Origin of the sequence: Thermus caldilimi (assembly GCF_004684245.1) — a bacterium.
GTDB lineage: Bacteria > Deinococcota > Deinococci > Deinococcales > Thermaceae > Thermus > Thermus caldilimi.
Map to the genome: position 1 here is coordinate 2,405,197 of NZ_CP038452.1, position 22,599 is coordinate 2,427,795.

A 22,599-nucleotide genomic window follows, 5' to 3' on the forward strand; every position below is an offset into this window, starting at 1 on the left:
ATGCGCAGGTTATTCGGGATACTCCCCCTCTTGCTTTTGGCCTGGGCCCTCGAGGTGAGTCCCAGCAACCCCTTGGAACTCCGCATCACCGCCACCCTCTCCTTCAACCTCTTTCCCCAGGCGGTGGTGGTGGAGCGCCTCCCGGAGCCCCAAGGGCTCTTGGTGGTCTACCGCTACTCCCAAGCGGAGGCCATTTTCCGCTACCACGATGCGGATCTCCGCCGCCGGGGTTGGGTGCGGGTGAAGTACGAGGTGAAGAAGGACGAGTGGAAGGCGGAGTACAAGAAGGGTAAGGCCAAGGCCAAGCTTTCCGTGAAGGACAAGAAGGGCCGGGTGGAGGTCCGGCTCAGGGAAGGGGACTAGACAAGGCCTAGGCCCCTTGCTACCCTAAAGGGCGCGTGGGGCCGTGGCGCAGCTGGGAGCGCGCCTGAATCGCACTCAGGAGGTCACGGGTTCGAGTCCCGTCGGCTCCACCAGAAAAACCTCCCGCCCAGGCGGGAGGTTTTTCCTTGGCGCTTCCTAGTAGCCGGTGGCCGAGCTTGGGTTCAAGAGGGGGTGCAGGCTCTGGGGGGAGACCATGACCCGGGCCGGCTGGACAAAGCCCAAGGGCAAGGGAGTTGTGTCAATGGTGGCCACGGCGGAGAGTACCCGGGTATTGGTGGAGTCGTAGTAGAGGGGGTAGTCGTTGGGCCCTGGCACCAACACCGAGGAGCAGGCGATGGTGACGTCGGTCATGCCCTGTGTGATCTGGTGGGGACGAAGCGAGGTGCCGGGCAGGGTGTTATAGCCGCAGTCTACCGCTTCGCCGATGTTGGTCATCACCGCGCCCATCTTGCCCAGGAAGTCGTTTTCCAAGGTGATGGCGTCGTAGTAACCCTGCCACTCCCCGATGAAGACCACGCGCCCCCCTTCTGCGGCGAAAGCCTTGAGGACGTTTATCTCGGCGTTGGTGAAGGTTTCCCTAGGATTCCAGAGGAAGATGACCTTCACCTCGGGGGCGATGGCGGTGATGGACTCCTGGGTGGAGTTGAGCTCCTCTATGGAAAAGCCCTGGGCTTGGATGACGCTGCGCATGGTGGTCAGGCTGGGGTCGCTGCACTCTCCCGTGCCCCCGCACCTTGACTGCCGCCCTCGGTCAAAGAGGACCTTGGTGCCGTCATTCCGGGGTCCTGCCGTGGTGTAGACCACCAGGTTCTTCACCATGAGCTGGTTGTTAGGGTTGGCCATGCCCGTGTCGTCAAAGGGGTTGATGTCGTTGAAGACCACGATATCCTTCCCCGGCTGGGGCGGCACGTTCCCGCAGCGCTGGACCACGAACTCCACCTGGCCTTGAGCTTCGGCAAAGCGGTAGCTGGGGGTCATGAGGAAGGCGTGGCCGGCCACGTGCAGGGTGTCCCCGGGGCTAACCCCAAGGTCCGCCAACGCGAAGGCGTAGGTGAAAGTGGCTACGTAGGGATCGTGAACCGCCTGGGCGGGGAAGGTCCACCAGTTGCCTGGGGCGGCGGTGCCTGCATGGGCGTGGCTTTCCGTAAGTTGCCAGGGTGAAATCCCGGAGAGCCGCACGAAGAGGGTGTCCTGGGTATTCCAGACCAAGAGGTTCCCCACCTTGCCCAGGGGGGCCTCGAGGACCTGGCCGCAAGCCTGGGCGGGATCGCCCCCGGCGTCGTCCCGAGGCCCTGGAACCACCATGTTGGGGTTGACCCCTTGGGGGCTGGAACAAGCGCCCAACGCCGCCACCAACGCCACAATGCCCAAACGCCGATGCCGAGAAATGCCCATGGGAATACGCCTCCAATCCGGTCTAATGAGACCAGGATTAGGGTAAACCCGAAGAGGCGTTACCGAGGCGTTACAGCGTTACTGGCCTTGGAGGAGCCAGCCCACCAGGGCGTTCACCACATCGTTCTCCGCCAGGAGTTCCGGGGCTTCCAGCACTGCCCGGAAGAAGGCCTGCACCATTTCCGGGGTGGGGTTTTTCAGTAGGTCCTGCACGCTTTTCCCGGCGTAAGGCCCCTGGGTGAGGGGAGCGGTGAAGCGGCTTCCCGCGGCTAGGGGGGCGGCTTGCCTTAGGGCCTCCAGGGTCCTTTCCAGGAGGAGACGGTCCCCATCGGAACCCAGGGCCTCTTTAGGATTGAGGAGCAGGGTGCCATCCAGGTCCCGCACCTCGAGGCCCAGGGCATAGAGCTTCCGCGCCAGGCTTTCTTGTCCCACCTCCAGGGGAATCACGGCTTGGGTCTCGCCATAACGCACCTCCAGCACATACCTTCCCGGCTCGGGCAGGGTGACGGCGGGGGCCACCTCCTCCAGGGCGCTGGTGAGGGGTGGGAAGCCCAGGGGTTTCTTCTCCTGGGATAAAAGGGCACCTTCCTTGTAGAGGAGGGTTTCCAGCTCCCCGCGCTGGAGGTAGGGGTGGGCGCTCAGCCTCACCTCCGGGAAAACCGCTTCCCCGGCATGGAAGGGCCGGGCCTCCAGGTCCCCGGGGATTAGGGAGAGCTTCTTCACCTCCAGAACGGGCCTTTCTTCCTTCTGGTTCAGGGCCCTCTTCGCCGCCGGGGCCAGGGGATGCCGAGGGTGGGTTTCCACAAAGGCTTGGTACAGCCCTCGGGCCGGAAGCCCTGCCCGTTCGGACACGTAGGCCCGGAAGAAGAGGGCCAGGGGCTCAGTTCGCCCTTCCAGGTCCTTTAAGGCCTCGGGGAAGTCCTCGCCCTCGTCCAGCCTTAAAGCCCGGTCGTAGGCGGCCTTGGCCCCCAGGTAGTCCCCGTAGATGACCTTCAAAAGCCCCAGATTGTAGTAGGCGGTGGCGTTGGGCCTTAAGGCCACGGCCCGCTTGGAGGCCAGGATGGCCCGGGGCAGGTCGCCCGTGAGGTAGGAGGCCCAGCCCAGGTTGGTCCAGTAAAGCCAGTAATCCGGTCTGAGCCTGAGGGCTTTGAGCAGGGCATCCCTGGCCTCTTCCCCTTTTCCTTCGGAGAAGGCGGCGAAGCTCACCTCCTCCCAGGCCAGGGGCAGTTCGGGGAAGGCTTGGGCGAGGGCGCGGGCCGCTTCCTTCCAGCGGGAGTCCTCGAGGGTCCTAAAGACCAGCTCCGCGGCGGTTCTTTCCAGAATATCTCCTTTCAGGAGGGCTTCCGCCAGGCTGCGGGCCTCTTCCCGCTTGCCTTGGGAAAGAAGCGAGAAGGCCTGGTAGGCGGGGGGGAGCCTCCCTTGCCAGAGAAGCAGGAGCCGTTCCGGGAGAATTCCCTCTAAAAGCCCGCTTCCCCGCCCCTCCTTAAGGTCCAGGGCCGATTGGTGGAGGGGATCCGGGTTTTCCCCGTGGGCCAAGGCCCTTAGCTCCTCCTCGGAGAGGGTGGGGTGGGGTAGGGAGCTGTACTTCGGCGCTAGACCCTCCCCCTGAAGCCAGAGCCAGGCCAGGCCCGGGTTGGCGAATAGCCCCTCCTTGACCCCATCCTTGCGGGCCAGCAGAAGCCTTAAGCCCTTCTCCTCTTCCTTGCCCACAAGAACCCATTCCGCTCCCGAGGCCGCCTGGGCCAGCCGGGCCCCGGCCTGGGTGTAAAGCCCCCCGGCCAGGTCGTAGCTGCCCCGCCAGGGCAGGTCGGGAAGAAGAAGGGCCAGGAGGGTGGGGGGAGGGGCCTCGAGGCCCTGGGCGAAGGCCTGGGCCAGGCGGAAGCCTTCGGGGCCTTCAAAGGGCAGGACCAGCCCTTGGGCTAGGCCGAGCCCCAGAAGCAGGAGGAGGGCAAGGAAGCGCCTTGGAGTCACCATGGACGCATTCTAGCGCCTTTCCCTAAGAACCATATAAGCGAAGCGGAAAAGCCTGGGAGCCCTTTTCCAGCGCTTAGGGTCCAGACCCACCCGGAGAAGCCATTCCAGGCCGAGCCTTTGCGCCCAGGCCGGGGGGCGTTTGGCCTCGCCGGCCAGCACGTCCAGGGTACCCCCTACCCCGATGGCCACCTTGGCCCTCAGGTGGGGTTTGTGCCGGTGAATGAAGGACTCCTGCCTTTCCCCCATGCCCACCAGGAGGAGGTCGGGGGCCTTTTGCCGGATCTCCTCCACCACCTTTTCCTCCTCCTGGAAGTAACCGTGATGGAAACCCACCACCTCTGCCCCCAGCCTTCTGGCCTCGGCCGCGGCCCGCTCGGCCACCCCGGGCTTCCCCCCAAGGAGGTAAACCCGGATGCCGGGAAAGCGGCGGAGTAGGGCCAGGGTGAGGTCCACCCCGGTGACCCGCTCCTTGAGCTCCAGGCCCAAAAGCCTTTTGGCCGCCCAGAGGATGCCCACCCCGTCCGGGGTTACCAGCTCCGCCTCGAGGATGGCTTGCCTGAGGGCTTGGTCCTCCTGGGCCCGCACGGCGATCTCCGGGTTCAGGGTGACCACCTGGTGGGTGCCTTCCTCCTCGAGGAAGCCCCGGACCCGGGCCAAGGCTTCCTCCATCCCCACAGGGTCCAGGGGAAGGCCCAGGAGTTCTACCCGTCCCATGCCACAAACCTCTGGGCGTAGCGGTCCTGGGTTAGGCCGAACTCCACCTTGGAGAAGAAGCGCACCCCCGCGAGCCTGGGCACCACCGGATCCACCCCGATGAGGCTGGCCCGCGCCAGCTCCTCGGTGCGCCCCTGGCGGTGGAGGGCCTGGCCTTCCGCGCTCTGGAAGAGGGCTTCCTGGGGGTCGGGGAAGGCCTTGAGGAGGGCGGTGGCCAGGGTGGTGGGGGCATCAGGGGCAAGGCGCTTTTGCAAGAACCCGGCCGCCACCACCGCCGAGAGCAGGGGGTCCGGGGCCCCGGAGGGCCGGAACACCAGCCCCTCTAGACCACGAAGGGTTTCCAAGACCGCCTTGGCGTTGCGAAACCCCGCCACGTACACCTCTTCCTCCCCGGCTAGGAGGCTTGCGTTGAGGAGGGGAGCCACCAGGACAGCCTTTTTCCCCGCCACAGGGGTGCTTTCCAGGTCCACCAGGGAAAGCCGGCCGTGGAAGCCCTCGGGAGGAAAGCCTTCCACCTCGCCCAAAAGGAGGACCTCACCTCCCAGCTCCCGGGCCAGAAGGCGGGCCACCTTGGGCCCTGGGGCTACCCAGACCTCCGAGGCTCCCTGGGCCAGGAGCAGGGTGAGGAGGCTGCCTGCGGGGAGGACCTCCACCAGGACCAGGGGGCCCTGGGCTGGCGTGAGGCAAAGGTCAACCCGGCACACCCCGCCATGATACCCTAGCCTGGGCGTATGCGGCTTAAGGACTTAGGCGAGCGGGCGCTTCTTGGGAAGCTGGCCCCCATCGGTTACCCGTCGGCGGCCCCCTTGCCTCCCGGGGACGATGCCGGGGGGGTCTGGGTAGGGGAGGTGGCCTGGCTTTTGAAGACGGATGGCTTCCTTTACCGGGAAGTGGCCCTCTCGGGGATGGGGCCCTTTGAGGTGGGGTTTAGGGGGGTGGCGGCCACCGCCTCGGACCTCATCGCCAAGATGGGGAGGCCTTTGGGGTTTACCCTGGGGCTCTTTCTGCCCCCGGACCTCGAGGAGCCCTTCGTCCTAAATCTGGTGGAGGGTGCGGCGGAGGCGGCGAGGCGGCTTCAGGCTCCTCTCCTGGGGGGCGATACCAACGCTGGGCCAGAGGTGGCCCTTACGGTTTCCGGCTTTGCCCAGGCGGAGGCCCCCTTGCCCCGCAGGGCTCTACCGGGGGACCTCCTCTACCTGGCCGGGGACCGTTGGGGCAGGACGGGGGCGGCCATACGGGCCCACTACCAGGAAAGGGACCTGGGGGCCTACCCGAGGATCCGGGAGGCGGCTTTTTATCCCCTGCCTCGGCTGGAGCTTTTAAGCCTAAGGGAACTTCTCCGGGGTAGCCTGGACTCCTCGGATGGCCTGGCGGAAACCCTGTGGCAACTTTCGGAACAGGGGGTGCGGGTGGACCTCGAGGCCCTTCCCCTTTACCCCGATGTGCTGGCCTTCGCCGGGGATGAGGACGAGGCCCGGGAGCTGGTCCTTTATGGGGGAGAGGAGTTTGAGGCGGTGCTGGCGGTTCCCCCGGAGCGGGAGGCCCAGGTCCTGGCCCGGGCGAAGGAGGCGGGGCTTCCCCTTTTTTGCGCCGGACAGGTGTCCGAGGGGGAGGGAGTGTACTTCCTGGGTGCACCCGTAAAGCGGCGGGGTTACGCCCACTTCTAGCTATACTTGACCCATGCGGGCCTTTAAGGCGCACCTCCGGGGAATCTCCCCCTACCCCTACAAGAAGGTGGAGGCCCCGGTGAAGCTGGACCAGAACGAAAGCCCTTTTGATCTTCCCCAGGCCCTGAAAGCGGAGGCCCTGAGGCGCCTGGCCCACCTTTCCTGGAACCGGTACCCGGAGATCCACGCCGAGGCCCTGCGGCAAAGGCTTGCCGCCCGGGTGGGATGGCCGGAGGAGGGCATCGTCCTGGCGCCGGGTTCCAACCTCCTCATCCTGGCCCTGGCGGTGGCGGCGGAGGAGGTTTTGGATGTAAGCCCCTCCTTTCCCCACTACGCCCATGCCGCCCGGGTGACGGGAACCCCTTACCGGGCCCTACCCTTGGAGGCCGGGGAGGAAGGGTTCGCTTTGCCTTTGGAGGAGCTTCTTTCCGCCTTCCAGGGCGGGGTCTTCTTCCTGCCCAACCCCCACGCCCCCACGGGGGCCCTTTTCCCCGAGGAAGCCCTTTGGGCCTTGGCCGAGAGGGCCAAGGAGGTGGAGGGGCTACTGGTGGTGGACGAGGCCTACCGGGAGTTTGCGGGCACAGACTTTAGCCCCTTAGGGCGGGGAAACCCCCATGTGGCCTTCTTGCGCACCTTTTCCAAGGCCTTCTCCCTGGGAGGGGTGCGGGCGGGTTATTTGTTGGCCTCGCCAGAGGTGGCTGCCCTTGTCCGCGAGGTGCTTCCTCCCTTTGTCCTTCCCGCCCACACCGGGACCATCCTGGAGGTGGTCCTGGAAAACCCCGGCTATGTGGAGGCGGTGGCGGCCCACGTGCGGGCCGAGCGGGAGCGGGTTTACGCAAGGCTTGGGGACCATCCCACCTGGCGGCCCTACAGGAGCCACATCAACTTCCTGTTGGTGCGGACCCCGGATGCCGAGAAGGCCTTTCACCACCTTCTCGCCCAGGGGATACTGGTGCGCAGGCAGGACCACTACCCAGGCCTTTCGGGGTGCATCCGGGTCACGGTGGGCTCCAAGGAGGAGATGGACGCCTTTCTGAAGGCGGCTTTTGAGGTGGCCTATGCGTGAGGCTTCTGTGGAGCGGGCAACCGCAGAAACCTGGGTGTGGGTGCACCTAGGCTTGGATGGGCCCCCTGGGGGTAAGGTGGCCACGGGCCTTCCCTTCCTGGACCATATGCTCCTGCAGCTCCAGCGCCACGGGCGTCTTCTCCTGGAGGTGGAGGCCAGGGGGGACCTCGAGGTGGACGTGCACCACTTGGTGGAGGATGTGGGCATCACCCTGGGCCAGGCTTTAAGGGAGGCTTTGGGGGAGGGAAGGGGCGTGGAACGCTACGCCGAGGCCTTTGCCCCCATGGACGAAACCCTGGTGCTTTGCGTCTTGGACCTCTCGGGAAGGCCCCACCTGGAGTACCGCCCAGAGGAGTGGCCCGTGGTGGGGGAGGCGGGCGGGGTGAACCACTACCACCTCCGGGAGTTCCTAAGGGGGCTCGTCAACCACGGCCGCCTCACCCTGCACCTTCGGCTTCTTTCCGGCAGGGAGGTGCACCATGTGGTGGAGGCCAGCTTCAAGGCCCTGGCCCGGGCCCTCCACCGGGCTACCCGCCTCACGGGGGAGGGGCTTCCCAGCACCAAGGGGGTGCTCTAGGGCATGAAGGCCCTCCTCATCGACTACGGCTCGGGAAACCTCCGGAGCGCCGCCAAGGCGTTAGGGGTTGCCGGCTTTGAGGTTACCGTCTCCTCGGACCCCCGGGCGCACCTCGAGGCCAGCCTCCTGGTCCTTCCCGGCCAGGGCCACTTCGGCCAGGTGATGCAGGCCTTCCGCAATAGCGGTTTCGTGGACCGGGTCCTGGCCCACCTGGAAAGAGGCCTTCCCTTCCTGGGCATCTGCGTGGGCATGCAGGTCCTGTACCAGGAAAGCGAGGAAGCCCCCGGGGTCAGGGGGCTGGGCCTGGTGGAGGGGGTGGTGCGGCGCTTTACCCAAGGCCGCGTGCCCCAGATGGGCTGGAACCGGGTGCGCTTCCAGGGTGCCTTCTCTACCCTTTCGGAACGGCACTTCTACTTCGCCAACTCCTACTACGGCCCCCTTACCCCGTACTCCTTGGGCCGGGGGGAGTATGGGGGCACCCCCTTTACCGCCCTCCTGGCCAAGGAAAACCTCTTGGCCCCCCAGTTCCACCCGGAAAAAAGCGGGAAGGCGGGCCTGGCCTTTTTAGCCCTGGCCCACCGCTACTTCCAGGTCCTCTAGCCGGATGAGCCTGCCCTGGGCGCCGATGGCGGTGGCGGCTAGGGCCCCGGCCAGGTTGGCGAGCCTGCCCGCCTCCAGGGGGCTTTTCCCGCTCAGGATGGCGTGGGCGAAGGCAGCGGTATAGGCGTCTCCGGATCCCGTGGAATCCACGATGTCCTCCACGGGGAAGGGCTCGAGGAGCTCCTCTCCTTCCGGGGTGACCACGATGGACCCCATGGCCCCCACCTTGATGGCCAGGTGGTGGAAGCCCTTTTCCCGAAGGCGGGTCACCCCCTCGGAGAGGGAGGAGGCCGCCGTCAGGGCCAGAAGCTCCGTTTGGTTCATGAGAAGCCAGCTTACACCCCGCAGGTACCTTAAAAGCTCCCTGCCCGCCGCCCGCACCGCCCCGGTCCCCAGGTCGGCGAAGATGGGCATCTCCCGCTTCCTGGCGGCCTCCAAGACCTCCACCGCGTAGCTCCGGCTAGGGCCTCCCACCAGGGCGTAGGCGGAGAGGACCACGGCGTCCGCTTGGTCCAGGAAGCGGGGCTTGAAGAGGGAGGGATCCAGGTAACGGCTGGCCCCCTCGGCGCTCACCATGGCCCTTTCCCCCCCTGGCACCAGAAGGATCAGCACGGAGCTGGTGGTGTGGTCGGGGTCCTCCTGAAGGTGCCTCAGGTCCACCCCCACCTCCCGCACCTGGGAAAGGGCCAGTTCAGCGAAGGGGTCCTGCCCCACCCGGCCAGCCAGGTAGACCCGGTGGCCCAGGCTGGAAAGCTGCGCCGCCAGGGTGGCCCCGGCGCCCCCCGGTTTCATCAGGGCACGGCGGGAAGGAACCTCCTCCCCCGGCTCCGGTATGCGCTCCACGAAGAAGAGCAGGTCCACAGACACGTCGCCCACCACGAAAAACCGCATCTTGCCTCCTTCCACAAGACACAGGGTTTGCCCTTACTATAACGCAAGGGCCCCGTTGCTTTGGGGGGAGTATACCCTGGGGTTATGAGAAGAATATAACAAATAAACTCACCAGGATGGCCTTGTGCCCTTGCTCGTTCCCTCCAGGGGTGCCTGAGGACGTGGCCTAGGGGAGGGACACACCGGGACCCCCACATGGGCGTAGCTCGGGTGGGGTGGGATTACCAGGGCCCCCACCTTGGCGGAAGCTAAGGTGGGGTAGTTTAGAAGCGACGGTCCACCAGCAGGCCGCCTTCCAGCTCCCCCACCAGCTCCACCTCGTCCACCTTTAGGCCCGTGGCCTTCTGGACGGCCTCCAAAAGCCCTGCCGGCACCTTCTCCGCCTTGAGCCGGAGAACCAGCTTGTCCGTGCCCTCCAGCTTCCTTTCCACCACCACCTGGAAGCCCCTGGGGTCCAGGCCGAATCCGCCCAGGAGGGGGGCGAGCTCCGTGGGGTAGAGTTTTACCCCCTTCACCTTCACCATCTGGTCGGTGCGGCCAAAGACCCCCCTGGGCAAAACGGTGAGTCCTTCCCGCCTTTCGGCCACGGCCAGGTCCCCGGTGCGGAAACGCACCATGGGCATGAGGGTGCGGCTTAGGGCCGTCACCACCAGTTCTCCCTTTTCCCCGTCAGGCACAGGCTTCAGGGTTTCCGGGTCCAGGACCTCCAAAACCGCCATCTCGGGGATTTCCCAGAGCCCGTCCTTTTCCAGGCGTTCCCCGGCCACGATCCCGAGCTCGCTGGTGCCGTAGGCGTCCAGGGCGGTACACCCCAAAAGGGCTTCCACCTTTTCCCGGAAGCCGGGGACGGAGGTGAAGGGCTCCCCTCCGGCCAGGAGGAGGGCGAAGCGCCCCCCCGCCTGGCCCACCTTGAGGGCGAAGGAGGGATTGGTGACCAGCACCTCAAAGCCATAGGTATGGCCGATCTCGGCGATGCGGCTGGCCTCCCCGGGCCCGTGGGGGAAGACCAGGTTCCCGGCGCGCCAGAGGGCCTGGTGGAAAAGCCACCCCCCGGCGAAAACGTGGTAGCTGAAGGCCACCAGCACCTTCTTCCCGGTGAGGCCCAGGCGGCGGTAGTGTTCGGCCAAGGCCTCGGTCTGGTAGCGCAGGTCGTCCTGGGAGAGGTACTCGGGCATCCAACCCATGAGGGGGCTTGGGGTGAGGTGCATGAGGCTTGCCCCTTCTGGGGGCCTGGGGTTTTCCTTCAGGTAAGCCACCCATTCCTCGCGGGTGGTGAGGGGAAGCTGCCCTAGGTTTTCCAGGGTGACCTCCTCCGGGTGGACTCCCTTGAACTTCTCCCGGTAGACGGGGTGTTCCTTGGCCGCGTACACCACCTCTTTGAGCCGAGCGTTCCGGTCCATAGCCTGCCTCCTTACCGCTCCCGCAGGGAACACGGGGATTATACCGGTTCGGGAGCCTGGGCCAAGGTGAGGAGGTGGGGAAGGTCCCGGGCCAGGTCCTCCCAGGCGTCCCGCCGCAGGGTGATGTGGCCCACCTTGCGCCCTGGGCGTACCGCCTTGCCGTACCAGTGCAGATGGGCTCCGGGAAGGGCGAGGACCTGGGCGAAGTCGGCCTTCGCCCCAATGAGGTTGGCCATGGCGCTATAGCCCCTAGGGGCGGTGCTCCCCAAGGGGAGGCCCAAAAGGGCCCGGAGGTGGTTTTCGAACTGGCTGGTCTCGGCCCCCTCGAGGGTCCAGTGGCCGGAGTTGTGCACCCGGGGGGCCATCTCGTTGAAGAGGAGTTCTTCCCCCACTTGAAAAAGTTCCAGAGCTAGAACCCCCACATATCCCAGGGCCTCCATGGCCTTCTGGGCATAACCTTCTGCCTTCTCCTGCAACGCTTGGGAGGTTCCAGGGGCCGGGGCTAGGGAAAGGCGCAGGATACCCCCCTGGTGGCGGTTTTCCACCAAGGGATAGAAGGCCACCTCCCCGGTTCGGCTCCGCACCCCCAGGATGGAAAGCTCCCGCTGGAAGGGAACATACCCCTCGAGGATCAACCCTCCTCCCCCCAGGGCCCGGAACGCCTCTTCCCCTTCCTCCAGCGAGCGCACCAGGGCCTGCCCCTTGCCGTCGTACCCGCCCCGGCGGGTCTTGAAGAGGGCGGGGAAGCCCAGGGCCTCGAGGCCTTCCCTGAGGTCCTCCAGGCCATCCACCCGGCGAAAGGGAGGGGTGGGTATCCCCAGGCTTTGCATGAAGGTCTTTTCCGCCAGGCGGTCTTGGGCCACCTCCAGGGCCCCGGGTGGGGGGAGGACGGGAAGCCCTGCCGCAAGGAACCGGGCGGCCTCCACCGGCACGTTTTCGAACTCGTAGGTAACCAGGTCCAGCCCTTCGGCAAAGCGCCGGAGGGCCTCTTCGTCCAGAAAATCCCCCACCACCAGCTCCCCCACCTGCCCGGCGCAGGCCTCCGGGCTTGGGTCCAGGAAGCGGAAGGAAAGCCCCAGGGGGTAGCCCGAAAGGGCCAGCATCCTTCCCAGCTGGCCTCCGCCCAGGATGCCTATCCTCATCCTTCCTCCCGGGGGTCGGGGTGGGCTAAGACAGCCTCCATCTGGGCCTGGCGGTAGGCCTGAAGGCGCTCCATCACCTCGGGGTGGGAAAGCCCCACGATGCTGGCGGCCAGGAGGGCGGCGTTCACCGCTCCCGCTTTGCCGATGGCCAGGGTGCCCACGGGGATACCGGCGGGCATCTGCACGATGGAAAGAAGGGAATCCAGGCCCTTTAAAGCCTTGCTTTCCACCGGCACCCCCAGCACGGGCAAGGGGGTGTGGGCGGCGGTCATGCCGGGAAGGTGGGCAGCCCCGCCAGCTCCGGCGATGATCACCATAAGCCCCCGCTCCTTGGCGGTCTTGGCGTATTCCGCCATGAGGTCTGGGGTGCGGTGGGCGGAGACCACCCGCACCTCGTAGGGGATGCCTAGGGTTTCCAGGGTTTCTGCCGCATGACGGAGGGTTTCCCAGTCGGACTTGGAGCCCATGATCACGCCCACCAAAGGCCGCATCGTACCGGATTGTACCAAGCCCTCCCGCCTGTGGTAAAAGGCAGGCCATGGATGCCTTGGAGCTCCTTCGGCTCAACCTCCTCTCCCCCATGGTCCTGGCCTTCGCCCTGGGGGTCTTGGCCCGGCTTCTCAAGAGCGACCTGGCCTTCCCCGAGGCCTTGTATACGGCGCTGTCCATTTACCTCCTCTTCGCCATCGGCTTCAAGGGTGGGGTAGAGCTTTCCAAAACGCCCCTGGCTACCATGCTTCTACCTGCTTTGGCCACCCTGGGTTTGGGGCTTTTTAGGCCCCTTTCCAGTTATGTTCTAGCCCGCCGCTTTTTGGTCCTAAGCCGGGTGGATGCGGGGGCCCTGGCCGCCCATTACGGCTCGGTTTCCGCGGTGACCTTCCTGGCAGCCCTCACCTTTGCCCAAGCGGTGGGCCACCGGCCCGAGGGGTTTTTGCCCACCCTGGTGGCCCTTTTGGAGGTCCCCGGTATCGTGGTGGCCCTGCTTTTGGCCAAGCGGGGGGGTGGAAACCTGGGGGAGGCCTTCCAGGAAGTCCTCACCGGGAAGAGCGTGGTCCTCCTGGTGGGTGGGCTTCTCATCGGGGCCCTTTCCGGCGAGGCGGGGATGGAACGGGTGAAGCCTTTTTTTGTGGATCCCTTCTACGGGGCCCTCACCCTTTTCCTCATGGACCTGGGGATGGTGGCAGCCTCGAGGTTCGCCACCTTAAGGCAGGTGGGCTTCCGTCTGGTCTTCTACGGAACCTTCCTTCCCCTCTTTCACGGGGCCATAGGGGTATATGTGGGACACCTGGTGGGGTTTTCCGTGGGTGGGGCTACCGTCTTGGGGGCCATGGCAGCCAGCAGTAGCTACATCGCTGCTCCTGCTGCCGTGCGCATCGCCCTGCCCGAGGCTAACCCCAGCCTGTATCTGGCGGCAAGCCTGGCGCTGACTTTTCCTTTTAACTTGGTTCTAGGCATCCCCATCTACTACGCCTTGGCTCAGGGGATGGGGAGGTGAGGCATGGACCTGGTGCCTTTGAAGCTGGTCACCATCGTGGCGGAAAGCATCCTGGAGAAGAAGCTGGTGGAGGAGATCAAGCGCCTGGGGGCCAAGGGGTACACCATTGTGCCTGCCAGGGGAGAGGGTTCCCGGGGCATGCGTAGCCTGGACTGGGAGGGCCAGAATATTCGCCTGGAAACCATCGTTCCTGAGGAAGTGGCCCTCAGAATCCTGGCCCGCTTGCAGGAGGCCTACTTTCCCCACTACGCCGTCATCGCCTATGTGGAAAACGTCTGGGTAGTACGGGGGGAGAAGTACATTTAGGAGGGCTGGGCTGTGGGCTTGCGCAAGGCCCAGAGGCTTCCCAGAAGGAGCACCGCCAGGATGAGGAGGCTGAAGGCCTCTTTGTCCAGGCCCACGGCCAGATGGGGGCTGTGGAGAACCTCCTTTGCGAGCTTGTCCCAGCCGCCCACCAGGAGCTTCACCCCCGCAAGCCCCACCACCACGTAGGCTAGGTCCTTGAAGCGCGGGTAGCGGTCCAGGAGGTTCACCACCAGGCTGGCCAGCATCCTTAGGGCCAGGATCCCCAGGAAGACCCCGGTGTAGATGACCCAGAGCTTGTCGGAAAGGGCCACGGCCACCAAGATCGAGTCCACGGCGAAGGCCAGGTCCATGAGCTCCACTTGGGCCACCACCTTCCAAAACCCCGCGGCGCTTACCTCCAAAGGAGGAGGGGCATGGGCTTCCTCCGGCTTCAGGAAGTGCTTCAGGGCGATGTAGAGGAGGTAGGCCGCCCCCAGGACCTGCACCCACCACAGCTTGATCACCAAGGCGGCGAAGAGGAGGGCGAGGCCCCGGAGGACGTAGGCCCCCAGGATGCCGTAGAACAGGGCTTTGCGCCTGAGGTGGTGGGGCAGCTTCTGCACCATGACCCCTAGGATCAGGGCGTTGTCCGCGGAAAGGATGACCTCGAGGGCCACCAGGATTAGGATCACCGAGAGGGCACTGGTTTCCATGCACACCTCCCAAAAGATAAAGACCACCGCTTAAGCGGTGGTCTTGCCCGGGCTTTCTGCCCCCAGCCTCCCGGGGTCCGCGCCCGTCTTGACGGAAGGCTGGCCTTGGGGCTACTCCCCAACCGGGGGACATTATGCCACACCCGCGGCGTTTTTGCCAGAACCAGGAAGCCTTTTGGGGAGATGGTGAGGCCGGGCGGGCGGGGTGCTGGGAGAAGGGGTATCCTGTAAAGCATGGACGAGAGGCACCGCGAGGGTTTGCCCGAGGGGCAGGCTGGCTTGCAAGAGGGGAATGCGAACCAGGCGGGGGGCAAAGAGGGTCTGCCCACCAAGGAACAGGTCCTCGAGGCCCTGAAGGTGGTCTACGACCCGGAAATCCCCGTCAACATCGTGGACCTGGGCTTGGTTTACGATGTGGAGATCCACGAAAACGGGGTGGTGGACCTCACCATGACCCTTACCGCCATCGGCTGTCCCGCCCAGGATATGGTGAAGGCGGATGCGGAAATGGCGGTGATGCGCCTTCCCGGGGTGCAGGGGGTGAATGTGGAGTTCGTCTGGACCCCTCCCTGGACCCCAGCCAGGATGACCGAGGAAGGCAAGCGCATGATGCGCATGTTCGGGTTCAATGTGTAGAGGACTTAACTGGTAGTGCATGGGCCTGGCCTGGGCGCACCACCAGGGTGTCGGCGATGAGGTCATGCCAGGCTTGGCGCTTGGGGTGGAAGAAGGCCCAGAGGTAGCCGAGGAGGAGGGGCAGGGTGGAAAGGGTCTTGCCTACCACCTCCCGCATAAAGGCGGTGAGCCAGTCCACGGGCTGGCCGTCCGTGCGGACCACCTTGAGGCCCAGGGCCATCTTTCCCGGGGTTGCCCCATACAATGCGGTGAAGATCACGTAGTAGGCCCAGCTGGGTATCCAGTTGAAGAGGAGATCCTGGACGAAGGTGGTGGTTTGCGCCAGGGGGTTTATCCCGGCCAGGGCCATTAGGAGGAAGCTCAGGGGAACCAGGATGAGCCCGTCAATAAGGGAGGCCATGAGCCTGCGCCAGGGGCTAGCGATCACCATAACCCTCCTCCCAGGTAGCGGTACTCGAGGCGCAACCGGTTCTGGCCGAGCAGGGAAATTAGCTGCTCGGTTTCCGAGGAGAGACCCAGGGGAAACCCCTCGCCCAGAAGTCCGTCCAGCAGGCCTTTAGGTTTCACATAGCGCACCAGGCGGAACTCCTCCAGACCGGCCAGCTCCGCGGCGCGCTTAGCGGCGTCTTCCAGGTAGCCTTCCCGGTCTGCAAGCCCGAGGGCGATGGCCTGGGTTCCCGAGTAGATGCGGCCATCGGCCAGCTGCCGTACCTTGTCCTTGGGAAGGTGCCTTCCCTCCGCAACCCTGGCCACGAAAAGCTCGTACGCCTCGCGCATGTAGCCCTGGATGAGGGTTCGCTCCTCCGGGGTAAGGGGCCGGAGGCCGGAGCCCATATCCTTGAGCCGGCCTTCCTTAAGGACTTCCACTTGAACGCCCAGCTTGGCCAGTAAACCCTGGACCTGGGGAAGGGCGGCGATGACCCCAATGGAGCCGGTGATGGCTGTAGCGGGGGTAAAGATTTCCCGTGCGGTGGTGGCCACGTAGTAGCCGCCGCTGGCGGCCACGGTGCCGAAGGCAGCCACCAGGGGCTTGTCCTGGGCTAGGCCCTTCAGGGCGCGGTGGATGGCCTCGGTTTCGGTGACGCTACCCCCAGGGCTATCCACGAAGAGGACCGCAGCCCGGATGGTACGGTCCTCCCGGGCTTGGCGGATCTTGGAAAGGAGGTCCTCGAGGTCTTTCCCTATGGGGATGCTTCCTACCACCTCCAAGAGGACGACTTTTTCGCCCCGACCATACAAGGTGGCTTCCCGCCACGGATGGCCGGTTTCCCGCGATTGGGTGAGGCGCCCCAGGCCCACCACCAGGAGGGCCACCACCACGAAGAGGAAGAGGGCGAGCCAACGCTTTCGGTTCATGGTTCCAAGGTAGCACAAGGGTATGCTGAGCCCGTGCTGAGGGTGGTGGTCAAGCCGGGAAAGGAAAAAAAGGTTCGAAACTTCTACCCTAACCTCTACCGGGACGAGCTGGAGGGGATTCCCAAGCAGGCAGGGGTGGCGGAGGCGGTGGCCGCCGACGGAAGTTTTTTGGCGGTGGGCTACCTGGACCCGGGTTCCCGCATTCCCTTCCGGGCTTACCGCTTTGATAAGGGGTCCTTGGACCGCACCTTCTTTATCCGTCGCTTCCAAAGGGCCTTGGGAAAGCGGGAGGGGATGGGTCAAAGCTACCGCCTGGTGCATGGAGAGGCGGATGGCCTTCCTGGGCTGGTGGTGGACCGTTTTGGAGAGACTCTGGTTCTCCAGGTGCGCACCCGGGGGATGGAGGCTTTGAGGGAGATCTGGTTTCCTGCTCTCCTAGAGGTAGCGGCCCCCAAGGGGGTTTACGAGCGGAGCGACGTGGAGGCCAGGAGGCAGGAAGGCCTTCCCGAGAGGGTGGGGGTGGTCTACGGGGAGGTGCCCGAGGTTTTGGCGGTGGAGGAGGATGGCCTGGTTTTCCCCATCCCCTTGGCCCTAGCCCAGAAGACGGGGTTTTACTTAGACCAGCGGGAAAACCGCCGCCTTTTTGAGGGCATGGTGCACCCTGGGGATAGGGTCTTGGATGTCTTTAGCTACGTGGGGGGCTTCGCCCTAAGGGCGGCGCGAAGAGGAGCTTATGCCCTGGCGGTGGACAAGGACCTCGAGGCCCTTTCCATCCTGGACCAGGTGGCCTTGAGGATGGGCCTTAGGGTGGATGTCCGCCAGGGGGAGGCTTTGGAGGTGCTGAGCGACCTCCAGGGGCCTTTCCACCACATCCTCCTGGACCCACCCACCTTGGTCAAGCGCCCTGAGGAGATTCCCCCTATGAAACGGCATCTGGTGGACCTCCTGCGGGAGGCCTTGCGGCTTCTGGCTCCCGAGGGGTACCTCTGGCTTTCCACCTGCAGCTATTACCTCAAGACGGAGGACCTTTTGGAGGTGGCGCGAAGGGCGGCCGCCGACCGGGGTATGCGCCTTCGGGTGCACGGCCTCACCCACCAGCCCAAAGACCATCCCTGGAGCCTGCACGTGCCGGAAAGCCTTTACCTCAAAACCCTGATCCTGCAGGAGGATGCCCTGTAGCCTCCATAATCCGTTGGGGCCGGGTCAGCTTGGTATGATGAGCGAGGAAGCACCCTTGAGGTGCGAAAAAGGAGGCGTGTATGGAAGTGGCAAGGGGTTTGGAAGGCGTGCTTTTCACGGAAAGCCGGATGTGCTTCATTGACGGGGAGGCGGGCCGCCTCTACTACTACGGGATCCCCATCCAGGAGCTGGCAGAGAAAAGCACCTTTGAGGAAACCGCCTTCCTCCTGCTACAGGGGAGACTCCCCAAACGGGAAGAGCTCGAGGCCTTCAAACTGGACCTGGTCAAGCGCCGGGCTTTACCAGAACATCTACTAGAGTCCTTCCGCCGCTATCCCCTCTCGGCCCATCCCATGAGCTTTCTGCGCACGGCGGTTTCTGAGCTGGGCATGCTGGACCCCACCGAGGGGGACATCTCCCAGGAGGCCCTTTACGAGAAGGGCCTAGACCTCATCGCCAAGTTCGCCACCATCGTGGCCGCCAACAAGCGCCTTAGGGAGGGCAAGGAGCCCTTGTCTCCCCGGGAGGACCTCTCCCACGCCGCCAACTTCTTGTACATGGCGAACGGAGTAGAACCCTCCAAGGAACAGGAGCGCCTCATGGACGCCGCCCTCATCCTGCACGCCGAGCACGGCTTCAACGCCAGCACCTTCACCGCCATCGCCGCCTTCTCCACGGAAACCGACCTCTACTCGGCCATCACCGCCGCCGTGGCCTCCCTTAAGGGGCCCCGGCACGGAGGAGCCAACGAGGCGGTGATGAAGATGATCCAAGAGATCGGCACCCCTGAGAGGGCGCGGGAGTGGGTGCGGGAGAAGCTGGCCAAGAAGGAGCGCATCATGGGCATGGGCCACCGGGTGTACAAGGCCTTTGACCCGAGGGCTGGGGTCCTAGAAAAGCTGGCCCGCATCGTGGCGGAAACTCATGGGCATTCCACCGAGTACCAGATCCTGAAGATCGTGGAGGAGGAAGCGGGCAAGGTCCTGAACCCCAGGGGCATCTACCCCAATGTGGACTTCTACTCTGGGGTGGTCTACTCCGACCTGGGGTTTGGCCTCGAGTTCTTCACCCCCATCTTCGCCGTGGCCCGCATCGCGGGCTGGGTGGGGCATATTCTGGAGTACAAGGCGCTGGACAACCGCCTTCTGCGCCCCGATGCCAAGTACATCGGGGCGCTGGATGTGCCCTACGTGCCCTTGGAGGCTCGGGCTTAGGGGAGAGGCTATGGGTAAGCCGGGGGCAAGACCCCCGGTTTTTTTAGGCTCTTTCCCACCCTACCGCACCCCTAAGGGTTCCAGGAGGGAAGCCCGGGCAAGTGGTCTACCGGGGTCCCCACCCTGGCGAAGCCAGGGTGGTATTAAAGGCCGCAAAAGGCCTCGTAATCGATGAGTTCCCGCTGGGTGGGGTGGTCCCCGCAGACCGGGCAGGTGGGGTTGCGGCGCAGGGAGAGCTTGCGGAACTGGGCTTCTAGGGCGTCGTAGAGGAGTAGGAACCCGGCCAGGGGTTTCCCGATCCCCAAAAGCACCTTGAGGGCCTCCGCCGCCATAAGGCTTCCCACCGCTGCCGGCAATACCCCGTAGACCCCGGCCTCGGCGCAGGAGGGGACGCTCCCTGGAGGAGGGGGCTTGGGGAAGAGACAGCGGTAGCAGGGACCCATTTCCCCTTGGGCGGTGGGATGGTGGAAGACCGCCACCTGGCCGTCAAACTGGTAAATGGCCCCGTAGACAAGGGGTTTTCCCAGGAACACGCAGGCGTCGTTCACCAGGTAGCGGGTGGGGAAGTTATCGGAGGCGTCCACCACCAGGTCATAGGGCCTCAGGATCTCCAGGGCGTTTTCCGAGGTGAGGCGCACGGGATAGGTGTCGATCTGCACCAGAGGATTCAGGGCTGAGAGGCGCTCTTTGGCCACCAGGGCCTTGGGTTTGCCCACATCCTCCGTGGCGTAGAGCACCTGGCGGTGGAGGTTGGATAGCTCCACCCGGTCCATCTCCACGATGCCCACCCGCCCCACCCCGGCGGCTACCAGGTACTGCAAAACCGGCACCCCCAGACCCCCGGCCCCCACCACCACCACGGAGGCGCGCTTGAGCTTTTCCTGCCCTTCAGGCCCCACCTGGGGCAGGATCATCTGGCGGTGGTAGCGGTCCAACTCCTCCTTGGTCCACATGCTTAGGCCTCCCGGGTACCGAAGCCAGGGGGCAGGAAGTCGGGGTAGTCGGGGTTGCCCTTGCGGTCGGGGGCCCTGGGGATGAGGTCCGAGGGGTGGGGTTCCCCCTTGCGGCAGTAGGGGCAGTCGTGGCGGACCTTGTAGCGGGTGGGCCTTGCGGGGATCCCCAAGGCGATGGCGTGGGGGGGCACATCCTTGGTGACGATGGCCCCCGTGCCCACCATGGCGTCGTCCCCGATGCGCACCCCGGCCAGGATGGTGGCGTGGTAGGTGATGCGCACCCCGCTCCCGATGACCGTCTCTTTTAGGGTGACGTCAGGGGAGGCCAGGACGTGGTGGGTGTGGCTGTAGACGTTCACGTAGTCGGAAAGGGAGGTGCGGTCTCCGATTTTGATGCCTCCGATGTCGTCCAGGAGCACATAGCGGTGGACCACCACGTCGTCCCCCAGCTCCAGGTTGTACCCCACGGAAAACTCCACGTTCTGGAAGAACTTGGGGTTTCGCCCCACCCGCTTGAAGATGAAGGGGGCTAGGGCCCGGCGGACGGCCACCCCGGAGTGCACGGACTGGCCGATGGGGGTGAGGTCCAAAACCTTCCAGAACCAGAGAAGGGGCTTGACCTTTTGGAACTTTTCCTGGTCGGTGGCGGCGTAGTACTCCGCTTCGAAGGTGATGCCCTCGGGGTCTAGCCCCACGGCGGCCAGAGGGTTTAGCTCCAGGAGTTCCGCATAGGGCCGGCTGTAGAGGAGGCGGGCCAGCTCCTCTCTCACCAGGGCGTTCCGGTCCACGCTGGAATCGGAAAGCTTCTCCACCAAAGCCCCGATGAAACGATCCAGGGCCTTTTCGTGAAGGGGGGCGATGCCTCGAGGAAGGAGCCAGGGCATATGGGTATGCTAACCGGAAAAGGCCCCTAGGGGAATGCTCTTCCTCACCCTATGGAGGATCGGTAGCCCAGCTCCCGCAAAGCCTCGGGGTCTTTGCGCCAGTCGGGGTAGACCTTGACCCCGAGGTCCAGGTAGACCTTGCGGTTCAGGAAGACCTCCAGCTGTTTTCTGGCGGCCTGGCCGATCTCCTTGATCTTCCTGCCTCCTTCCCCGATGACGATGGCCTTTTGCGAGGGGCGCTCCACATAGAGGATGGCCTTGATGTACAGGATGCCCTTTTCCCTCTCCGCCACCTCCTCGGTCTTCACCGCCACGGCGTAGGGTACCTCATGCCAGAGGCGTTTCATGGCCTCCTCCCGGATGATCTCCGCCACCCACTCCCCGAAGTCCTGGTCGCTTTTGGCGAAGTCCTCGGGGTAGAAGAAGGGGCCTTCGGGGAGAAGGGCCAGGAGTTCCGCTTTGAGCTCGGCCACCTGGCGTTCGTCCAGGGCGGAAAGCATCCTGGCCTCGGCCTGGGGCAGGAGGGCGTGGTAGGCCTTGAGGGCGTCCTCGGGGTATTTGGCGGCATCCAGCTTGTTGCCCACCAGGAGGATGGGCACCTTGCCCACCAGGGGCTTGAGGGCCTTGGCCACCAGTTCGTCCTCAGGGGTAGGGGGGTGGCGGAGATCCACCACCCACACCACGGCGTTTACGTCGGAAAGGGCCTCGTAGACCTCCTGGTCCATGAACTCCCCCAGGGCGTCCATGGGCTTGTGGAGGCCCGGGGTGTCCACGAAGACGATCTGGCGGTTTCCCTCGGTGAGGATGCCCCTAAGGCGCTTCCGGGTGGTCTGGGGCCTGGGGCTGATGGGGGCCACCTTCACCCCCAGGAGGTTGTTGAGGAGGGTGGACTTGCCCACGTTGGGCTTGCCCACGATGGTCACAAAGCCGGAGTAGGTTTTCTCTTCCATATCTGCTAGGTCATCCCGACCCCCTTGGATTGGCCTTGGGGCCTGGGGCCGGACCTTCGGGCGCGGACTCCGAGATACAGGCTAGGCCCGCGACCCAGATGTTTCAGTATACTCTAAACCCGTGGATCCCTTGGCCCTGGCCCTGCTTCCCGGCATCGGGCCCAAGCGGCTTCTTGAGCTTTTGGCGGAGGAAAATCCCGCTCTTTCTTTAAAAGAACGCCTTCCCCAGGCGGCAGGCGGGTTTCCCCAGGCGGAAAGGCAGGCCAGGAGGGAAAGGGAGCGGGCGGAGGCCTTGGGGGTACGCATCCTGGGCCTTTGGGAAGAGGCCTTTCCCGAGGGGCTTAGGAGGCTTCCCCAACCTCCCACCCACCTCTATGTGCAAGGGGATCTTCCGGAGGAGGGGAAGGCGGTGGCCATCGTGGGCACCAGGAAAGCCTCCGCCTGGGCGCTTTCCTTCACCCGCAAACTTGCCCGGGAGCTTTCCGAGGCCGGGCTTTGCGTGGTTTCCGGCCTAGCCCGGGGGGTGGACCGGGAGGCCCACCTGGGGGCCCTCGAGGGGGGCGGGCGCACCCTGGGGGTTCTGGGGAGCGCCTTGGACCGGCTGTACCCCCCGGAGCACCGCGCTCTGGCCGGGAGGATGGACCTTCTTTCAGAGTTCCCCTTCGGCACCGGGCCCAAGCCGGAGTTTTTCCCCAGAAGAAACCGCATCATTGCGGGGCTGGCGCGGGCGGTGATCGTGGTGGAGGCCCCCATGGAATCCGGAGCCCTCATCACCGCCCGGTATGCCCTGGAACTGGGCAAGGAGGTTTTGGCGGTGCCGGGCCGTCCCACGGACGCGAACTCTCTGGGAACCAACCGCCTCATCCAGGATGGAGCCTATCCGGTGCTTTCCGCGGAGGACGTCCTTTCCTACCTGGGGTTTTCCGGGAAGCCCAGAAGGGCGGTGGAGCTTTCCCATGAGGAGGAGGGGCTTTACACCCTCCTCCAGCAAGGGGAAGCCCTCCCCGAGGACCTGGCCCAGGCCTTGGGGGTTCCTGCGGAAAAGGTCCTTTCCCTCCTCACCCTGCTGGAGCTTAAAGGGCTGGCCCAGGCCCTGCCCGGGGGAAGGTATGGGGCGCTCTAGG

At 65.0% G+C, this 22,599-nt stretch carries 25 protein-coding genes and 1 tRNA gene; 12 read left to right on the top strand and 14 right to left on the bottom strand.

The window, feature by feature from the left end; translation table 11 throughout:
* Positions 1-363, top strand: a complete 363-nt coding sequence (locus EBI04_RS12830; protein ID WP_135257782.1) for a hypothetical protein — start codon at positions 1-3, stop codon at positions 361-363.
* Between the two features lie 37 nt (positions 364-400).
* Positions 401-476 (top strand) — tRNA-Ala (locus tag EBI04_RS12835).
* Between the two features lie 43 nt (positions 477-519).
* Here EBI04_RS12835 and EBI04_RS13680 read toward each other — a convergent pair.
* The 4 genes from EBI04_RS13680 to EBI04_RS12855 form a co-directional block, all read right to left on the bottom strand.
* The gene (locus tag EBI04_RS13680; RefSeq protein WP_240695322.1) at positions 520-1,779 is read right to left on the bottom strand and encodes an ABC transporter; all 1,260 of its coding nucleotides are present in this window, start codon (positions 1,777-1,779) and stop codon (positions 520-522) included.
* A 78-nt stretch (positions 1,780-1,857) separates the two neighbouring features.
* On the bottom strand, positions 1,858-3,753 hold the full coding sequence (locus EBI04_RS12845) for a tetratricopeptide repeat protein (RefSeq protein WP_135257783.1): 1,896 nt from the start codon (positions 3,751-3,753) through the stop codon (positions 1,858-1,860).
* A gap of 9 nt (positions 3,754-3,762) precedes the next feature.
* Positions 3,763-4,467, bottom strand: a complete 705-nt coding sequence (locus EBI04_RS12850; RefSeq protein WP_135257784.1) for a WecB/TagA/CpsF family glycosyltransferase — start codon at positions 4,465-4,467, stop codon at positions 3,763-3,765.
* Positions 4,455-5,171: a 2-phosphosulfolactate phosphatase gene (locus tag EBI04_RS12855; protein WP_135257785.1), complete on the bottom strand. Its 717-nt coding sequence runs from the start codon at positions 5,169-5,171 to the stop codon at positions 4,455-4,457. Before EBI04_RS12855 ends, EBI04_RS12850 begins: the two co-directional genes overlap by 13 nt.
* A 27-nt stretch (positions 5,172-5,198) precedes the next feature.
* On the opposite strand from EBI04_RS12855, the gene EBI04_RS12860 reads away from it, so the two are divergent.
* From EBI04_RS12860 to hisH, 4 genes are read left to right on the top strand one after another with little or no spacing between them, the layout of a single operon-like run.
* Positions 5,199-6,134, top strand: coding sequence for a thiamine-phosphate kinase (locus EBI04_RS12860; protein ID WP_135257786.1), 936 nt, complete (start codon positions 5,199-5,201; stop codon positions 6,132-6,134).
* A gap of 13 nt (positions 6,135-6,147) precedes the next feature.
* The gene (locus EBI04_RS12865) at positions 6,148-7,200 is read left to right on the top strand and encodes a pyridoxal phosphate-dependent aminotransferase (protein ID WP_135257787.1); all 1,053 of its coding nucleotides are present in this window, start codon (positions 6,148-6,150) and stop codon (positions 7,198-7,200) included.
* Entirely contained in the window at positions 7,193-7,777 is a 585-nt protein-coding gene (gene hisB, locus EBI04_RS12870; RefSeq protein WP_135257788.1) for an imidazoleglycerol-phosphate dehydratase HisB, read from the top strand. The genes EBI04_RS12865 and hisB overlap by 8 nt, the downstream gene beginning before the upstream one ends.
* A gap of 3 nt (positions 7,778-7,780) precedes the next feature.
* Positions 7,781-8,377 carry an imidazole glycerol phosphate synthase subunit HisH gene (gene hisH / locus EBI04_RS12875; protein ID WP_135257789.1) on the top strand — a complete coding sequence of 199 codons (597 nt, stop codon included), beginning with the start codon at positions 7,781-7,783 and terminating at the stop codon, positions 8,375-8,377.
* On the opposite strand, the gene EBI04_RS12880 is transcribed toward hisH, so the two are convergent.
* The 4 genes from EBI04_RS12880 to purE form a co-directional block, all read right to left on the bottom strand.
* Positions 8,342-9,268 carry a carbohydrate kinase family protein gene (locus EBI04_RS12880; RefSeq protein WP_135257790.1) on the bottom strand — a complete coding sequence of 309 codons (927 nt, stop codon included), beginning with the start codon at positions 9,266-9,268 and terminating at the stop codon, positions 8,342-8,344. The two genes, hisH and EBI04_RS12880, sit on opposite strands and share 36 nt — an antisense overlap.
* 263 nt (positions 9,269-9,531) lie before the next feature.
* On the bottom strand, positions 9,532-10,668 hold the full coding sequence (locus EBI04_RS12885; protein WP_135257791.1) for a phenylacetate--CoA ligase family protein: 1,137 nt from the start codon (positions 10,666-10,668) through the stop codon (positions 9,532-9,534).
* A gap of 38 nt (positions 10,669-10,706) precedes the next feature.
* A complete protein-coding gene (locus tag EBI04_RS12890; protein WP_135257792.1) occupies positions 10,707-11,810 on the bottom strand; it encodes a 5-(carboxyamino)imidazole ribonucleotide synthase in 1,104 nt (367 codons plus the stop codon).
* Complete coding sequence (purE, locus tag EBI04_RS12895; protein WP_135257793.1) at positions 11,807-12,301, bottom strand: 5-(carboxyamino)imidazole ribonucleotide mutase; 495 nt, start codon at positions 12,299-12,301, stop codon at positions 11,807-11,809. Before purE ends, EBI04_RS12890 begins: the two co-directional genes overlap by 4 nt.
* A 47-nt stretch (positions 12,302-12,348) precedes the next feature.
* On the opposite strand from purE, the gene EBI04_RS12900 reads away from it, so the two are divergent.
* Positions 12,349-13,305: a sodium-dependent bicarbonate transport family permease gene (locus EBI04_RS12900; protein WP_135257794.1), complete on the top strand. Its 957-nt coding sequence runs from the start codon at positions 12,349-12,351 to the stop codon at positions 13,303-13,305.
* A 3-nt stretch (positions 13,306-13,308) separates the two neighbouring features.
* Positions 13,309-13,611, top strand: a complete 303-nt coding sequence (locus EBI04_RS12905; RefSeq protein ID WP_015716536.1) for a P-II family nitrogen regulator — start codon at positions 13,309-13,311, stop codon at positions 13,609-13,611.
* Here the strand turns inward: EBI04_RS12905 and EBI04_RS12910 are convergent.
* Positions 13,608-14,303 (bottom strand): TerC family protein, encoded by a 696-nt coding sequence (locus EBI04_RS12910; RefSeq protein ID WP_135257795.1) that lies wholly within the window; start codon positions 14,301-14,303, stop codon positions 13,608-13,610. The genes EBI04_RS12905 and EBI04_RS12910 overlap by 4 nt on opposite strands.
* 234 nt (positions 14,304-14,537) lie before the next feature.
* Between EBI04_RS12910 and EBI04_RS12915 the strand changes: the two genes are divergently transcribed.
* Entirely contained in the window at positions 14,538-14,939 is a 402-nt protein-coding gene (locus tag EBI04_RS12915; RefSeq protein WP_015716540.1) for a metal-sulfur cluster assembly factor, read from the top strand.
* Here the strand turns inward: EBI04_RS12915 and EBI04_RS12920 are convergent.
* Both EBI04_RS12920 and sppA read right to left on the bottom strand, forming a co-directional pair.
* Complete coding sequence (locus tag EBI04_RS12920; protein WP_135257796.1) at positions 14,929-15,369, bottom strand: RDD family protein; 441 nt, start codon at positions 15,367-15,369, stop codon at positions 14,929-14,931. The two genes, EBI04_RS12915 and EBI04_RS12920, sit on opposite strands and share 11 nt — an antisense overlap.
* Entirely contained in the window at positions 15,363-16,295 is a 933-nt protein-coding gene (sppA, locus tag EBI04_RS12925) for a signal peptide peptidase SppA (RefSeq protein WP_135257797.1), read from the bottom strand. The genes EBI04_RS12920 and sppA overlap by 7 nt, the downstream gene beginning before the upstream one ends.
* Positions 16,296-16,328: 33 nt before the next feature.
* On the opposite strand from sppA, the gene EBI04_RS12930 reads away from it, so the two are divergent.
* Together EBI04_RS12930 and EBI04_RS12935 are read left to right on the top strand one after the other, a co-directional pair.
* Positions 16,329-17,474 carry a class I SAM-dependent rRNA methyltransferase gene (locus tag EBI04_RS12930; RefSeq protein ID WP_135257798.1) on the top strand — a complete coding sequence of 382 codons (1,146 nt, stop codon included), beginning with the start codon at positions 16,329-16,331 and terminating at the stop codon, positions 17,472-17,474.
* 80 nt (positions 17,475-17,554) lie between these two features.
* Positions 17,555-18,688: a citrate synthase/methylcitrate synthase gene (locus EBI04_RS12935; RefSeq protein ID WP_135257799.1), complete on the top strand. Its 1,134-nt coding sequence runs from the start codon at positions 17,555-17,557 to the stop codon at positions 18,686-18,688.
* A gap of 143 nt (positions 18,689-18,831) precedes the next feature.
* Here EBI04_RS12935 and EBI04_RS12940 read toward each other — a convergent pair whose 3' ends face one another.
* Genes EBI04_RS12940 through era form a run of 3 tightly spaced genes read right to left on the bottom strand, consistent with a single transcriptional unit; the run spans position 18,832 to position 21,475 of the window.
* Positions 18,832-19,641 carry a HesA/MoeB/ThiF family protein gene (locus EBI04_RS12940; RefSeq protein WP_135257800.1) on the bottom strand — a complete coding sequence of 270 codons (810 nt, stop codon included), beginning with the start codon at positions 19,639-19,641 and terminating at the stop codon, positions 18,832-18,834.
* A 2-nt stretch (positions 19,642-19,643) separates the two neighbouring features.
* Positions 19,644-20,525, bottom strand: a complete 882-nt coding sequence (locus EBI04_RS12945; protein ID WP_135257801.1) for an acyltransferase — start codon at positions 20,523-20,525, stop codon at positions 19,644-19,646.
* Between the two features lie 44 nt (positions 20,526-20,569).
* Complete coding sequence (era, locus tag EBI04_RS12950; protein WP_135257802.1) at positions 20,570-21,475, bottom strand: GTPase Era; 906 nt, start codon at positions 21,473-21,475, stop codon at positions 20,570-20,572.
* A gap of 121 nt (positions 21,476-21,596) precedes the next feature.
* Between era and dprA the strand changes: the two genes are divergently transcribed.
* Positions 21,597-22,598 (top strand): DNA-processing protein DprA, encoded by a 1,002-nt coding sequence (gene dprA, locus EBI04_RS12955; protein WP_135257803.1) that lies wholly within the window; start codon positions 21,597-21,599, stop codon positions 22,596-22,598.
* The last annotated feature ends 1 nt before the right edge of the window (position 22,599 follow it).